Source organism: Candidatus Neomarinimicrobiota bacterium (genome assembly GCA_030743815.1).
Lineage (GTDB): Bacteria > Fidelibacterota > Marinisomatia > Marinisomatales > S15-B10 > UBA2146.
Genome location: JASLRT010000036.1, coordinates 1 through 15,631 on the forward strand (window position 1 = coordinate 1; position 15,631 = coordinate 15,631).

General features: G+C 47.3%; 15 protein-coding genes and 2 tRNA genes. All 17 read left to right on the forward strand.

Annotation, left to right across the window (positions count from 1 at the left end; genetic code table 11):
• The first annotated feature begins 78 nt into the window (after positions 1 to 78).
• The gene (locus tag QF669_03415; protein MDP6456496.1) at positions 79 to 351 is read left to right on the forward strand and encodes a hypothetical protein; all 273 of its coding nucleotides are present in this window, start codon (positions 79 to 81) and stop codon (positions 349 to 351) included.
• A 95-nt stretch (positions 352 to 446) separates the two neighbouring features.
• Complete coding sequence (locus QF669_03420; GenBank protein MDP6456497.1) at positions 447 to 1,973, forward strand: aldehyde dehydrogenase family protein; 1,527 nt, start codon at positions 447 to 449, stop codon at positions 1,971 to 1,973.
• A 40-nt stretch (positions 1,974 to 2,013) separates the two neighbouring features.
• The gene (gene lat, locus QF669_03425) at positions 2,014 to 3,339 is read left to right on the forward strand and encodes an L-lysine 6-transaminase (GenBank protein ID MDP6456498.1); all 1,326 of its coding nucleotides are present in this window, start codon (positions 2,014 to 2,016) and stop codon (positions 3,337 to 3,339) included.
• A 12-nt stretch (positions 3,340 to 3,351) separates the two neighbouring features.
• Positions 3,352 to 4,038: a 16S rRNA (cytidine(1402)-2'-O)-methyltransferase gene (rsmI, locus tag QF669_03430; protein ID MDP6456499.1), complete on the forward strand. Its 687-nt coding sequence runs from the start codon at positions 3,352 to 3,354 to the stop codon at positions 4,036 to 4,038.
• An 11-nt stretch (positions 4,039 to 4,049) separates the two neighbouring features.
• Positions 4,050 to 4,664: a dTMP kinase gene (gene tmk / locus QF669_03435; protein MDP6456500.1), complete on the forward strand. Its 615-nt coding sequence runs from the start codon at positions 4,050 to 4,052 to the stop codon at positions 4,662 to 4,664.
• On the forward strand, positions 4,651 to 6,309 hold the full coding sequence (locus QF669_03440; protein MDP6456501.1) for a S41 family peptidase: 1,659 nt from the start codon (positions 4,651 to 4,653) through the stop codon (positions 6,307 to 6,309). Before tmk ends, QF669_03440 begins: the two co-directional genes overlap by 14 nt.
• A gap of 65 nt (positions 6,310 to 6,374) precedes the next feature.
• Positions 6,375 to 6,448, forward strand: a tRNA-Val gene (locus QF669_03445).
• Between the two features lie 34 nt (positions 6,449 to 6,482).
• On the forward strand, positions 6,483 to 8,438 hold the full coding sequence (gene thrS / locus QF669_03450) for a threonine--tRNA ligase (GenBank protein ID MDP6456502.1): 1,956 nt from the start codon (positions 6,483 to 6,485) through the stop codon (positions 8,436 to 8,438).
• Between the two features lie 5 nt (positions 8,439 to 8,443).
• Positions 8,444 to 8,938: a translation initiation factor IF-3 gene (infC, locus tag QF669_03455; GenBank protein ID MDP6456503.1), complete on the forward strand. Its 495-nt coding sequence runs from the start codon at positions 8,444 to 8,446 to the stop codon at positions 8,936 to 8,938.
• Positions 8,939 to 8,950: 12 nt separating this feature from the next.
• Positions 8,951 to 9,145, forward strand: a complete 195-nt coding sequence (gene rpmI, locus QF669_03460) for a 50S ribosomal protein L35 (GenBank protein ID MDP6456504.1) — start codon at positions 8,951 to 8,953, stop codon at positions 9,143 to 9,145.
• Positions 9,146 to 9,154: 9 nt separating this feature from the next.
• Positions 9,155 to 9,508, forward strand: a complete 354-nt coding sequence (gene rplT, locus QF669_03465) for a 50S ribosomal protein L20 (GenBank protein ID MDP6456505.1) — start codon at positions 9,155 to 9,157, stop codon at positions 9,506 to 9,508.
• Positions 9,509 to 9,660: 152 nt separating this feature from the next.
• Positions 9,661 to 10,680 (forward strand): phenylalanine--tRNA ligase subunit alpha, encoded by a 1,020-nt coding sequence (gene pheS / locus QF669_03470; protein MDP6456506.1) that lies wholly within the window; start codon positions 9,661 to 9,663, stop codon positions 10,678 to 10,680.
• A complete protein-coding gene (pheT, locus tag QF669_03475; protein MDP6456507.1) occupies positions 10,677 to 12,713 on the forward strand; it encodes a phenylalanine--tRNA ligase subunit beta in 2,037 nt (678 codons plus the stop codon). Before pheS ends, pheT begins: the two co-directional genes overlap by 4 nt.
• Positions 12,714 to 12,931: 218 nt before the next feature.
• The gene (locus tag QF669_03480) at positions 12,932 to 13,234 is read left to right on the forward strand and encodes a cell division protein ZapA (GenBank protein MDP6456508.1); all 303 of its coding nucleotides are present in this window, start codon (positions 12,932 to 12,934) and stop codon (positions 13,232 to 13,234) included.
• Between the two features lie 80 nt (positions 13,235 to 13,314).
• Positions 13,315 to 14,211 carry a bifunctional 5,10-methylenetetrahydrofolate dehydrogenase/5,10-methenyltetrahydrofolate cyclohydrolase gene (locus tag QF669_03485; GenBank protein ID MDP6456509.1) on the forward strand — a complete coding sequence of 299 codons (897 nt, stop codon included), beginning with the start codon at positions 13,315 to 13,317 and terminating at the stop codon, positions 14,209 to 14,211.
• 55 nt (positions 14,212 to 14,266) lie between these two features.
• A tRNA-Arg gene (locus tag QF669_03490) sits at positions 14,267 to 14,343 on the forward strand.
• 124 nt (positions 14,344 to 14,467) lie between these two features.
• Positions 14,468 to 15,631, forward strand: a 1,164-nt coding sequence (locus tag QF669_03495) for a CotH kinase family protein (GenBank protein ID MDP6456510.1), incomplete at its 3' end; no start/stop codon positions are given.

Consider the following 15,631-nt stretch of genomic DNA (forward strand, 5'->3'; position numbering starts at 1 on the left):
TGAGACCGCCCTCGGGCGGTTTTTTCGTTTCTACCCTCCTCCTGGTGCCCCTTAACAAAACAAAAGGAGGCACCCAAAATGGTGAATTATCTAGGATGGGTGGGGCCCCAAGACCCCGAGCATAACGGCATAAGGTGGAGCAATATTGCTCCAAAACTCAAACCCGACAATTTGGATTTTCGCGAGGAAGACACCGAAGGGCCGGAAAAATACCAGGATATCAACGGGACGGAAGGGAACGGCACCGCTGACCGGCCCATGGAAGGGGCCCGTTATCCCGATACGGAAGATATAAACCGGGACGGAAACTTCGACGCCAATATCCTTGAATATCCTCTAAGTCCCATCTAAATTTCGCCGCCTTTATTAAATGAATTTTGAATAATCTTCGGGGTTTGATAAACCAGGAAGGTTAACCGTCAAAAATTGTAATACTTGGGGTGATCATGGATTTTCTGAATGAGTTAGGAATCAAAGATATCAATTTTGGCGCTTGCAGCGGCCCGGACGGATGGTCCACAACTACCGATGCTGGCGTCAATCAGTCAATCAATCCCACCACAGGTGAAATCATCGCCTCTGTCAATCAGTGCTCCGAAGAAGATTATGCGAGGGTTGTCCTTCAATCTCAGCACGCTTTCGAGGAGTGGCGCATGGTGCCGGCGCCCAAACGCGGTGAACTGGTCCGTCTCATGGCTAATGAGCTTCGTGAAAAGAAAGACGCTCTCGGAAGTCTTGTGGCGCTCGAGATGGGCAAGATCAAGCAGGAGGGCGATGGCGAGGTACAGGAAATGATCGATATAGCCGATTTTGCTGTCGGTCTGTCGCGTCAACTTTACGGTCTATCTATGCATTCGGAACGACCGCTCCACAGGATGTATGAACAGTGGCATCCGCTGGGGCCCATCGGCGTCATCAGCGCGTTCAATTTTCCCGTAGCCGTCTGGTCGTGGAACGCCTTTATCGCTGCCGTCTGCGGCGATACTGTCATATGGAAGCCATCCTCAGATGTCCCGCTGTGTGGCGTGGCTGTTCAAAATATCTGTAATCAAGTCATTGAGCGGGAGGGGTATCCACCCATCTTTTCACTCATTATCGGCAGCGGCAGAACCATTGGTGATACAATGGTAAAGGACAGTCGTGTACCTCTAATTTCTTTCACAGGCTCAACTCCCATGGGCAAACAGATCGGCGGCATTGTAGGAGAGCGCCTCGGCAAGACTATCCTAGAGCTGGGCGGCAATAACGCCATTATCGTTGATGAGACAGCCGATCTGAAGCTGGCAATCCCGGCGATCCTTTTCGGAGCGGTCGGCACAACCGGCCAGCGATGCACTTCCACCCGCCGCGTCATCATTCAGAAAAACATCTTCAATGAGGTTAAAAACCGTCTGGTGGCGGCTTATGAACAGGTTATTATAGGCGATCCCCTGTCTGATGAAACACTCATGGGTCCCATGGTGTCGGCCAGCGCCGTGGAAGAATTCCGGGAAGCTGTAGAGGAAATTCAGAAACAGGGGGGTGAACTTGTCTGCGGCGGCAATGTTCTTGACGGGCCGGGATTTTTTGTGGAGCCGACCATCGTAAAGGTGAAGAACGACTATCCGCTTGTCCAGGAAGAGACATTTGCTCCCATACTTTATCTCATGGAGTATGATGATATTCCCGACGCCATCGCCAAACACAACGATGTACCGCAGGGACTTTCCAGCTCCATGTTTACCACCAATCTTAAGAGTGCGGAGAGATTTCTCTCTCATGCCGGTAGTGACTGTGGAATCGCTTGCATCAATATCGGCACATCAGGGGCAGAGATTGGCGGTGCATTCGGTGGTGAAAAAGAGACAGGCGGCGGACGGGAGTCGGGATCTGACGCCTGGAAAGTCTATATGCGCCGTCAGACCAATACCATCAACTGGGGCGATGAACTTCCTTTAGCCCAGGGGATTAAGTTCGGCGACTTTAGCGAATAAACTTGAAACGGGCGGCTAAAATTGCAAACGAGGTAAATAAATGAGTACGGTATCGGCAAATGATGTTCGCCAGACTCTGGCACAATATATTCTGACAGACGGCTTCGATCCGGTAGTCGATCTTGAAAAAAGTCACGGATCATGGGTTGTAGACGGCCGCGACGGGAGAGAGTATCTCGATCTCTTCTCCATGTTCGCTTCTATGCCGGTGGGATACAATCATCCGAAGGTTATTGAAGCCAAGGAGCGGCTGGCATCTTCAGCGTTCAATAAGCCGACAAATTCAGACATCTACTGCTCGCAGATGGCCGAATGTATCGACACATTCTTCAATATTGCTGTTCCCGATGTTTTCAAACATAGCTTCTTTATCGAAGGTGGTGCCCTAGGCATCGAAAACGCCCTCAAGGCTTCGTTCGACTGGAAAGTGAAGAAAAACTTCCTCAAGAACGGCAAAGCGGCAGAAGTCGGCTCACAGGTGATTCACTTCGAGCAGTGCTTTCACGGGCGGACAGGATACACTCTGTCGCTCACAAATACCGCTGATCCACGCAAGACTGCCTATTTCCCCATCTTTGACTGGCCGCGGATCGTCAATCCACGGGTCACCTTTCCGCTGAACGATGAAAACCTTGAGAGAGTAGCGACTCTCGAGAAACAGGCCGTGCAGCAGATAAAGAACTCTATTCATGAACGCGGTGATGATATCGCTGCTATGATCATTGAACCGATCCAGGGCGAGGGGGGAGATAACCATTTCCGCGCTGAATTCCTGGCACAGCTTCGCACCATCTGTGATGAGAACGAAATCATGCTCATCTTTGACGAAGTGCAGTCCGGCATGGGTCTTACAGGAAAAATGTGGGCATGGCAGAATTCAGGCGTTGCCCCTGATATGATGTGCTTCGGCAAGAAGACGCAAGTGTGCGGCTTTGTCAGCAGTGACAGGATTGACGAGATACCCGATAACGTATTCAACGAGTCCAGCAGGATAAACTCGACGTGGGGCGGTAATCTTACCGACATGGTGCGGCTTACTATCTATCTCGAGATTATGCGTGAGGAAAATCTTGTTGAGCAAGCCGCTAACAACGGTATATATCTACTTAACGCTATCGAAGCTTTGCAAGCCGACTATGCCGATATTGTATCAAACGCCAGAGGAGTGGGACTCATGTGTGCTTTTGATCTTCCCGATGGGGATACAAGAGATAAAGTTGTAAATCTCATTCTCCAGAACGGGGCGATCATACTGGGAAGTGGGACACATACCGTCCGCTTTCGTCCGCCGCTTAACATATCACAGGAAGAAATCGATACCGGCATTTCAATTATCAGGAAGTCCCTCGACGCCCTGCGCAACTGAGGTCCGATCTCCATCGCTACACTCTACATCGTCGCTACTCCCATCGGTAATCTTGGCGATATCACTCTGAGGGCAATTGACACTCTAAAAAGTGTCGATCTCATTCTCGCTGAAGATACGCGCCACAGTCGAAAGCTGTTGACCCACTATGATATAAAGAAGCCGCTGCTAAGCTACCATGAACATAATGAGGAGCAGCGTACGCCCAAAATAATCGAGAAGCTACAAAGTGGGTTGAATATTGCGCTGATCAGCGATGCAGGGACTCCGGGTATCAGCGATCCCGCTTACCGGCTCGTCCGTGCCTGTGCTCAGGCGGGACTGGACGTGACATCCATCCCGGGACCATCATCTGTCGTTGCCGCTGTTGTTCAGTCTGGACTTCCCACAGATAGATTTGTCTTTGAGGGATTCTTACCGAGAAAGAAGGGGCGCAAATCACGTCTCAAGATGTTATCGCAAGAGGAGAGAACCATCGTTATATTTGAATCACCTGAACGGACGTTGAAGACGTTAAAGGACTGTTTCCAGTTAATGGGGAACCGGCCTCTGTCCGTCTGCCGTGAATTGACGAAATTGCACGAAGAAGTATACCGGGGCGATACGCATGGAGCGGTTGACTATTTTAGCAGGAGGAAGCCCAAAGGAGAGATTGTGATCGTTATCGGCAAAGATGATCCGAATGTCTATTTCGATTGACTGTGTCAGCGATGAGCGGAATTTTTATCACATTTGAAGGAATTGACGGCTGTGGCAAGTCGACCCAGGCCGATCTGCTTGAGAATCATCTTAAGAGTATCAGACAAGATGTGATCTCTGTGAGGGAACCCGGTGGAACTGATATATCCGAAAGGATAAGGGAGGTACTGTTAAGTACAGACAACCGTATGATGAGTAAACGTACTGAAGCGCTTCTTCTGGCAGCCAGCAGGGCACAGCTGACGCTGGAGACCATTGTCCCCGCTCTTGAATCAGGAAAGGTAGTCCTATGTGATCGCTATCTCGATTCTACGCTTGCCTATCAGGGTTACGGTCGTCAGCTTCCCGTCGAATGGCTACAACAGATCAACAGCACGGCAATCACACCGGACATTACCTTTTATGTCGATATCCCGGTTGACGAGGCTATGGCACGCATGAAAGGCAAAACACTCGACAGAATGGAGGAGGAAGGAACTACGTTTCTCAAACGTGTAAAAGACGGTTATCTGACCCTTGCGCAAAAGTATTCGGCAAGATATATTGTTCTTGATGGCACAGCTGATGTCAATTCACTTCACAACACTATCAGAAAGGAAATAGAAAAAAAGGATGACAAAGATTAGACAACACGTAAGGCTGAGATCAGTCCTGATTATCACAATTATGATAGTGGGGGTATCTTCGTTACTTATCGGCAGGAGTGATCTTTACCGTGACATCTCGGATAACTGGAAGTTCGTCTTTGAGGTTTACAAGCGTATCATGACCCATTACGCCGAACAGATTGATCCCAAAAAGTTGGCGGAGGCAGGCGTGAAGGGGATGATGGCAGAATTGGATCCCTACACGGTTTATCTTGAAGAGACCGATAATCACAATCTTGACCTTCTGACCAAAGGTAATTACGGCGGTGTCGGAATTCAATTGGGTGAACGGGATGATTCTCTGACGGTCATTTCTCCCATGGACGATTCGCCAGCAAAACGAAGTGGGATTTTGCCGGGTGACAAGATAATTGCCGTTGACGGTGAGTCAACATACGATATGAATCTGGATGACGCCGCCAGCCGGATTCGCGGCAAACGAGGCACGAAAGTTATTTTGACGATACTGCGCTATGGCGAGAGCGAGAATCTCGACTTTGAACTGACCAGAGCTGTCATCACCGTTGAAGATGTATCATTTGCCGGCATCGTGCAGGATGACGTGGGCTATATTCGTCTTTCCCGCTTTTCCAAGAACTCCCCCCAAGAAGTAAGGAAAGCACTGAAGAATCTCAAAGAGCAAGACGCAAACAAGATCGTTCTCGATTTGAGGGGGAATTCAGGTGGTCTTCTGGACGCAGCCATTCGAATCCTGGAGATGGTGACCGACAAAGGAGATCCTCTTCTTTCTACCAGCGGGCGTAATCAGGAGGCTGAAAGGGAATTTGTCTCTCAGATTGATCCTGTTATCGACTCTTCCATCGCTTTGGCTATTCTCATCGACGGTGGCAGCGCCTCAGCAAGTGAAATTATTGCCGGCACCGTTCAGGACCTCGACCGGGGTATAATTATTGGAACCCAATCGTTTGGCAAAGGACTGGTTCAATCTATTTACTCCATCGATGATGACCGGTCGCTGAAGCTGACAACGGCAAAATATTACATCCCGTCTGGCAGACTGATCCAGAAGCCGGGTTATGTAGATAAAGAGATAGTAATCGGCTGGACGGAGGAGGATTCCGTTTTTTCCACCATGAACGGCAGGAGAGTGACGGCCAAAGGGGGAATAACACCCGATATCTCGGTAGAACAGATGAAGATTCCGCCACTGACGCGCGAATGCTGGCGACGAGGTTTCTTCTTTCAGTTCAGTACAGTCTATCTTGCAGATCACGATCCGGTCATGCCTGTTTCTGTGGATGATGCCATGCTGGAAGAATTCAGACAATTCGTTGATACCAAAAAGGTGAAACTCAGTTTGAAGGGGGAAAAACAATTCACCACCTTGGAAGAGGAGTTGGACAGTATTGCAGTTGAAGACCTCCGCATTAAACAATCACTCACTGTGCTGCACAACTATTTTGATAGATCAAAAGACAATCTTTTTGAGAATGAGAAAGAATATCTAGCACTCGGACTTGAAAGAGAAATGTCGTCTATCATTGGTGGCATATCGGCAAGGATTGAATCATCATTTGATGATGATCCGGTTATTCTGAAGACAATTGAAGTTCTGAGCGACAAGATTGCGTACGATAACACATTGAACATTGCTGAATTCTAGTACTACCAGAAGCTACCATTGTATTGATTTTCCCACGATCACAGTCTAAATTCGCCACGCTTTCGGGGCGATTAGCTCAGTTGGTTAGAGTGCTTGCTTGACATGCAAGAGGTCACTGGTTCAAGTCCAGTATCGCCCACAATAAGTTTGATGTTGACAGATGAAAGACATTTATGAAAGAGATTACGGTTACCGTACCTGGATACGATCCGAACACTTATCCTGCCAATACCCCTGCATCTGAAATCCTCCAAGATATAGCTCCAAAATCAACCGGCAACGCCGTCGCTGCCAGGATGAACGGTCAGTTGTGGGATTGGCATCGAGGGGTAAGTGAAGATGGGGAGTTGGAGGCTGTCGCAGCCGATTCGGATGAAGGTCATTCAATCCTCCTGCACAGCACGGCGCACCTGATGGCACAGGCTGTCAAGCAACTCTATCCAGAAGCCAAGGTAACCATTGGTCCTACTATAGAAAATCGATTCTACTACGATTTCGACATGGAAATACCATTCACTGATGAAGATCTCTCCAAGATTGAGGAGCGGATGAGAGAACTCGCCGCTGAAGGTTTGGCTATAGACCGTCAGGAGCTTCCGAGGAAAGAGGCACTATCACTTTTTAAGAAAATGGGCGAGAGCTACAAAGTAGAGATTGTAGATGGAATTGCTGACGACGAATCCTTATCTGCCTATACCCAGGGAGACTTTACGGATTTGTGCCGAGGACCACACGTTCCGTCAACTGACTTCATCAAGCACTTTAAACTCCTTAATACGGCAGGAGCCTATTGGCGCGGTGATGAAAGTAACAAAATGCTGCAGAGAATTTATGGGACCGCTTTCGCTACAAAAAAACGGCTGAAGCAGTACCTTCACTTTCTCGAGGAAGCCAAGAAACGTGATCACCGCAAACTTGGCAAAGAACTTGAATTATTTTCCTTCGATGATGAAGTAGGGCCCGGTCTTCCCTTATGGCTTCCTAACGGAGCTATCATTATCGATGAACTGGAAAATCTGGCCAGGGAGACCGAAAAAAAGGCGGGTTACCAGCGCGTACGGACACCACATATAACTAAGGGAACATTATATGAAAAATCCGGGCATCTGAAACATTACAGAGACAGTATGTATCCCGCCATGGATGTGGACGGGGTTAACTATTATATCAAACCGATGAATTGTCCTCATCACCACAAAATCTATGCTTCTTCGCCCAGAAGTTATCGCGATTTACCCGTTCGGTTAGCCGAATATGGTACCTGTTACCGGTACGAAAAATCCGGTCAGCTCTTTGGACTGATGCGAGTACGAAGTATGCAGATGAATGATGCACACATCTACTGTACAGAAGATCAGTTAAAGGAAGAATTTCTGGCCGTTAGTAATATCTACATGGAATATTTCTCTATCTTTGGAATTGAAAAATACGAGATGGATTTATGCGTTCATTCAGCTGATGGATTAGGAAATAAATATGTCAATGAACCGGAACTTTGGATTAAGACTGAACAGGCTGTACGTGAAGCATTGGATGAAGGGAATATCAATTATGTTGAAATTCCCGGTGAAGCAGCTTTCTACGGACCCAAAATTGATGTCCAGGTTTGGAGCGCTATCGGGAAAAAATTTACCCTTGCAACCAATCAGGTTGATTTCGCTATTCCCTCAAGATTTGATTTAACCTATACAAACGAGAAAAACGAAGAAGAAACGCCACTGTGTATCCACAGGGCCCCGCTCGGTACTCATGAACGTTTTATTGGATTTTTAATCGAACATTTCGGCGGTGATTTTCCTCTATGGCTGGCACCGACACAGATCATCATTCTACCTGTATCTGATAAATTTATCGATTATGCGGAGCAGTTAAGTAAGCAGCTGACTGCTGAAGGTTTTCGAGTTGAGGTTGACAGTCGCTCTGACAAGATCGGTGCCAAAATCCGGAATGCCGAAATGAGAAAGATTAGCGTTATGTTTATTGTTGGAGGAAGGGAGTCTGAGAAAGGCACCGTTTCTGTCCGGAGAAGGTTTACAGGTGATCTGGGCGAAAAGTCGGTGGACGAAATAGTGGACGACCTGAAACGTGAAATCAAAAACAAAAGGAGGCAAGAGATATCGCAAAAGTAGAAAAAATCAGAGTAAATGGACGTATCCGTGCAAAAGAGCTTCTCCTTATCGCTGAAGACGGGGAGCAGTTGGGCGTTGTCGATCTTGACTCGGCGCTCGATCGGGCACAACAATCTGGTCTCGATCTGGTTGAAGTTGCACCTAAAGCTGATCCGCCTGTCTGCCGTATCATGGACTATGGCAAACTGAAATATGATACCAAGAAAAAACAGCATGAAGGCAAGAAAAAACAGCATGTAATTAAAATAAAAGAGGTTAGATTTCGCCCCCAAATAAGCGATCATGATTTCGAAACTAAGGTTAGACATGCAAGAAAGTTCATTAGCGACGGGAACAAAGTAAAAGTAACCATCATGTTCCGAGGCAGGGAAATGTCAAGACAGGATTTAGGCGAGAATGTTGTATCGCGCGTCATTGAAACGCTTGCGGACTGTGCTGAAGTGGAAAAGAGGGGAGCTTTGGAAGGTCGTCGTTTTTCGGTGATGCTGACGCCAAAATAGAGGAGTTTAAATATGCCAAAGATGAAGACACGGCGTGGTGCAGCGAAACGGTTCTCTGTGACGGCAAGCGGTAAAGTACGCAAGAATAAAGCTAATAAAGCTCATCTTCTCACGAGAAAGAGCCAGGATCGCAAACGCAATCTGCGACACGGCGACAATGTTAGTAGTGCCGATAAAAAACGCGTCAAAAAGATGCTTGGAATTTAGGAGTCAGAAATGGCAAGAGTCACTAGTTCAGTTGCACGACGCAAGAGGCATAAGAAGGTACTCAAACAGGCCAAAGGTTACTACGGGGCCCGCAGCCGCCTCTTCCGAACAGCTAAAGAAGCTGTTGACCGGGCGATGCTCTACAGTTACAGGGACCGCCGACAGAGAAAACGGATGATGAGAAGATTATGGATTACCAGGATCAATGCCGCGGCCCGTCTCAACGGTACCACATATTCTGCCCTGATAGCTGCTTGCAAAGCTAAAGATGTCATGATCAACCGGAAGATGCTTTCGGATATTGCTGTCAGTGAGCCCGCTGCATTTTCGCAAATCGTCACTACGGTAATGGGGAAAGCTTGAGGTAAAAAGACTTTTATCCCACGGTTATAATTCGTACTCTATCCCGCACTTTTGTAGCACATGAAATCCGCTGTATTATCCGGCGGATTCTCTTTTACGATTAGAGGAATAAAGCTAATTTCTATTTCACCCTAAACCCTTATTAAATGTTCTTGTCTGATGAAATAGCCGCACTTCGAGCCGAATTCCAGCAGGCCATCGACTCTGCCGATACGAACAGGCCTGAGACGATAGAGAATCTGCGTATAAAATATCTGGGTCGAAAGGGAGCGGTGGCAGCACTGTTTGCACAACTCGGCCAGGCTGATGCCAAAGACAGACCCAAGCTGGGGCAGCTTCTCAACCAGTTGAAGCAAGACCTCATCGAATCGCTGGAATCGTTACAAAGTGGGGTGCAGACAGGTATCGGGGTGGAGACTGGCGTGGGAGATCAGTCTCTGCCGGGAGACTATTTTCCCCTCGGTTCACTTCATCCCATTGAGCAGACTCTCCATGAAGTGAAAAGAATCTTCGCCTCCATCGGTTTTGCCGTGGCATACGGTCCTGAAGTAGATGACGACTACCACAACTTCGAAGCATTGAATATTCCCAAGCACCACCCCGCCCGCGATATGCAGGACACCTTCTATGTGTCCCCTGATGTAGTTCTCAGAACTCATACATCTAATACTCAGATTCATGTGATGGAGAATCAGGATCCGCCTGTGCGGGTTATCTGTCCTGGGCGCGTTTACCGCCATGAAGCCATTAGCGTTCGTAGCTACTGCATGTTTCACCAGGTGGAAGGATTATATGTCAACCGGAACGTCTCTTTCGCCGAGATGAAGGGTACACTGGAATACTTTAACCACCAGTTTTTCGGCTCTGATGTAAAATCAAGATTTCGCCCAAGTTTCTTTCCCTTTACAGAGCCGAGTGCAGAAGTGGATATCTCATGTATAGTCTGCGGCGGAAAAGGGTGTTCTCTATGTAAAAAGACGGGATGGCTGGAGATACTGGGCTGCGGCATGGTAGATCCTAAAGTGTATGAATTCGTAGGATACGATACTGAAGAGTGTCGCGGTTATGCATTCGGTATGGGCATTGAACGACTGGCCATGTTAAAGTACCAGATTGATGATATCAGGCTTTTCTTCAACGGCGACGTCCGTTTCCTGAGGCAGTTCGTATGATTATCGTTATTGACTGGCTGAAAGACTACGTCGACATCGACCTCTCTCCTGAAGAACTGGCTGATCTGCTGACCAATTCAGGTCTTGAATCAGACGTTATTTTGGATGGAAGAGCTCTCGATATTGAATTGACACCAAACAGACCCGACTGTATGTCTCATCTCGGGGTTGCAAGGGATATTGCCGTCCTTACGGGAAGAACGTTGAGCCCGCCGCAGTTCACGCTGAAAGAGAATGATCAGAAGGCCCATGATGATGTTGCTATCGAAATCATCGACAAGAAAGAATGTCCCCGCTATGCCTGCCGCGTGGTGAAGAACGTCAAGGTCAGCACTTCGCCCCAGTGGATTGTGGAGAGGCTTGAAATGGGAGGAATTAGAAGTATCAATAATATTGTTGATGTTTCTAACTATGTCCTTCTTGAACTTGGACACCCCCTGCACACATTCGACCTGCTGCAGATCGCTGGAGCAAAGATAATCGTCAGGCTTGCCAAAAAAGGGGAAACAATTACTACCCTTGACGGTGAGGAGCAGAAACTTACAGCGGACCATCTTCTGATTTGTGATGGGGAAAAACCTGTTGCACTGGCCGGAGTGATGGGAGGGGAGAATTCCGAAGTGTCAGATGCGACAACGGATGTTCTCATCGAAAGCGCCTTTTTTGATCCTGTGACGGTGCGCAAAGGTTCGAAAGCGCTCGGTTTGAGTACTGAGGCATCCAAACGATTTGAGCGCGGTACAGATTACGAAGGACTCATCACAGCTCTGAACAGGACGGCCTCCATGCTGGCAGAGATTGCGGGTGGTGAAATCAGTAGCGGAATTGTGGATGCTTATCCCGAACAGATTGAAATTTCTCCAATTCGCTTCCGCACAAACGTCGCCTCGGCAACAGCCGGCATCAATTTTGAAACTTTATTTATTGAACAAACATTTGAAGGGTTAGGTATATCGTACACCCCAACAGATGACGGTTACAACTGTACCCCACCCACATTTCGCCCTGATCTTGAAAGAGAAATCGATCTAACAGAAGAGCTTGTCCGGGTTTACGGCTTCAGCCGTATTGATTCAGATTTATCGTACGCGGGATATCTGTCTGATGTAACGTGGGATCCCGGAGATTATCTGGATGAATTGAGGCAATTCTTCGTCGGATTGGGATTCAATGAAGTTTCTACCAACAGTCTCATTCACAAGCGTGAGGCCGGACATTTTACAGCAAGTGGTGCAGTGGAACTCCAGAATCCTATCAGCCGTGATATGGCGGTCCTCAGGACATCACTTTTTCCCGGACTGCTGAAAGCTGTTAGCCACAATCTGAAACGCGGAGAAAATGATCTTTCTCTCTTTGAGCATGGAATGATATTCGCGGCAAGTTCAGAATCCAAGACAGGATGTGAAGAGACTGAACAGTTAGCCGGAATTATTTGTGGCAATCAAATCCCCCGACAGTGGAAAAGGGGGGAGGAGTCTGCCGATTTTTACACTGTAAAGGGAATTGCAGATGCGGTGGCGAGATTCCTCAGTATTAAGGACTATAGTGTAAGCGCTAGCAACAGCCGTCAATTATTTAACCCCGGTCAAGTTCTCATCAATGGAGCAGGTGAGTATCTAGTGGAGTTTGGCCTTTTTTCAGCAGATGCTTTGGCCTATTACGACATCGAGGTGCCACTGTTCGGTTTTCGCCTTTCACTCGAAAGGATAAGAGAGAAGATGTCAAAGAATATTATACATCAGCCTCCTCCAAAACACCCTGGGATCTTGCGAGATCTTTCATTCCTCCTGCAGCACAAACATCCTGTAGGAGAGATAGAAAAGGTGATCAGAGAAAACGGCACTGACCTCCTGACGCGGCTGTCTCTTTATGATCTCTATGAAGGTGACCAGATCGAAAAAGATCAGAAGAGTGTCACTTTCAGCCTGTTCTTCAGGGATGATAAAAGAACATTAAAAGACGAGGAAGTTGACGATATTGTCGCTGGAATAATTTCCGAGACTTCAAAACGATTCAGTGCTAAATTACGTTAAGTTATGGAACTGTCTCTCCCAAATTTCCAATCATTAGAAAAACGGATAAAGCAGCTCTCCGAAGAGTTGAGTATCATCCGTTCAAGAACCCCGTCCGGCGGTGAAAGTGTGGTGATCCCCGATGAAACTAGGGAAAAGATCATCAGCAAAATTGAGAATCTGCTTGAAATTCTTGATGAGTTTTAACTTGCCATCCGTTTTGAAATAGTGAGGTTGCTATGAGTGATCCCCAGGAAAATCTGGTCCGAGTTTCCATCTTCGGTCAGGAATACACGGTAAAAGCACATGCCGATTCAAATTATATTGCAGATGTCGCCCAATACGTCGATAAGAAAATGCGGGAAGTGGAGGATACCCTTCCTTCAGCTCAGTCCAGTACTAGAATTGCCATCCTCGCTGCCATGAGCATTACAGACGACCTCTTCTCTTCAAAGCGGGAGAAAAAGAATGTGATCGATCAGGTTGAAGATAAGGCGGCGGCCCTCGTTGAAATCCTGGATGAATCTCTAGTATCAGGTTGATAGCACTCTAGCGTGCTATAGTAATTGCCTGATTGAATTTACTAAAATCGCCTCCGTTTTAACATTTAAGGAGAAATATTATGTTAGATCGAATAGAAACCCAGGTTCTCTCCGGCAAGGAGGTGGCAAAAGATGTCTATGCTAATCTGCAGACTAAAGTAGAAGAGGTAAAATCTAACGGCACGGTTCCGGGTCTGGCGGCGATTCTCGTGGGAGAGGATCCTGCTTCTCAAGTTTATGTGAGGAGTAAGACGAGAAGATTCAATAAACTGGGACTGCACTCCGAGACCATCCGTTTCCCTGCTGATATAGAGGAGGCTGATTTGCTGGCTGAAATCAGACGGTTGAACAGTGATCCACTATTTCATGGCATTCTCGTTCAGTTGCCGTTGCCCAGAGAGCTCGATTCAGATAAAATCCTGTACGAAGTTTCACCCGAAAAGGATGTGGACGGTTTCCATCCGGTCAATCTTGGACGACTTGCTGCAGGATCACCGCGATTCATTCCTTGCACGCCAAAGGGTATTCTGAGGATACTCCAGTATAACGAAGTAGCCACTGAAGGAAGACACGTTGTAGTAGTAGGGAGGAGCACCATCGTCGGAAGACCCATGTCTCTCTTGCTCAGTCTCAAGACTCCCACAGGAAATGCGACAACGACCATTTGCCATTCAAGGACTCCGGACATTGGATCGTTCACACGGCAGGCTGATATCGTAATCGCCGCCGTCGGCGTTGCACAAATGATCACCGGTGACATGATCCAGCCTGGTGCTGCAATCATTGATGTGGGAATCAACAGGGTGGCAGATGATTCTGAGAAGGGTTACCGACTGGTGGGAGACGTTGATTTTGACTCCGTTCAGGGAATCGCCGGTGCGGTGACGCCTGTTCCTGGAGGTGTAGGACCTATGACAATCGCTATGCTGGTCGAGAATACAGTGGAAGCAGCACTGGGATTTTCGATTGATGATTGAAGAATGATGATTTAGTTAGTCAGATTCTCATCATTCACTCCGTAAATTAACATAGGCGCCCGTAGCTCAGCTGGATAGAGCGTCGGCCTCCGGAGCCGAAGGCCACAGGTTCGAATCCTGTCGGGCGTACCAGTCTATGCCTCGCTACGTCTGGCAAGCCAAACCGCAGTGAATCCTCAGACTAAGCTTCAATTGGCGCGATTACTCAATGATAGTTAAACTATAAAGTCACACAATGTGTTTTCTTGAAGCATAAATGAGTACTGAGCGGATGACTCAGAAGTATCAAACTGTCCTTGCCTGCCTTTTAGGCTTATGTGTTTTTCTAGCTGCTAATGGCAGATCAGGGCGAGATTTCTCATCCACCCTGCCAATTGTTGTCATCGATACGGATGGCAAAGAGATCATCGATGAGGATAAAATTACCGGACATATGGGGGTGATCTACAAAGGCAGAGGCAAGAGGAACCTTATCACGGACAATTTCAATGAATACGACGGGTATATCGGAATTGAGATCAGGGGTTCCAGTTCACAGATGTTCCCTAAGAAGCAGTATGCTGTTGAGACCAGGGATGAGGACGGTGACAACTTGAATGTTCCGCTTCTCGGTTTTCTGGAGGAAAATGACTGGATTCTGTATGCACCTTACTCTGACAAGTCTCTCATAAGGAATTGTCTCGCTTATAAACTATACAGAGAGACAGGTCGGTATACAAGTAGGACACGATTCTGCGAACTGTTTCTCAACGGTGACTATAAAGGTCTTTATGTCTTCATGGAGAAAATAAAACGGGACAAGAATAGGATCGATATCTCAAAATTGAATGCGAACGAGACCGCGGGTGATGATTTAACTGGAGGATACATCATCAAGATTGACAAGTGGGATGGAGAGAATAATGATGGCTGGGAATCTCTTTTCTCACCTTATGCGGAAGCATGGCAATCTGTTTTTTATCAGTATCACTACCCGAAAGCGAACAAGATCACTGTTGCACAGAAGGATTATATCGAACGCTTAATCCACGATTTTGAATCTGTTATGAACGAGGATAACTATAATGATCCAGAGCAAGGGTATCAAAGTCGTATTAACATGGGGTCATTCGTTGACCATATACTCATCAGTGAAGTCGCCAGAAATGTTGACGCCTACAGATTGAGCACTTTCCTCTACAAAGATAAGGATTCGAACGATCCCAAAGTATATGCGGGACCTATTTGGGACTATAATCTCGCTTTCGGCAATGCCAACTATTACAAAGGTGCCTATGATGACGGCTGGCACATCGAATATGAAATCAATGAGGATGACTTCTGGCAACCTCCATTCTGGTGGCAACAAATCTGGGCAGATACTTCTTTTCAGATCAGCTTTACTCAGAGATGGCGTGAACTGAGAGAGAATAGCCTGTCC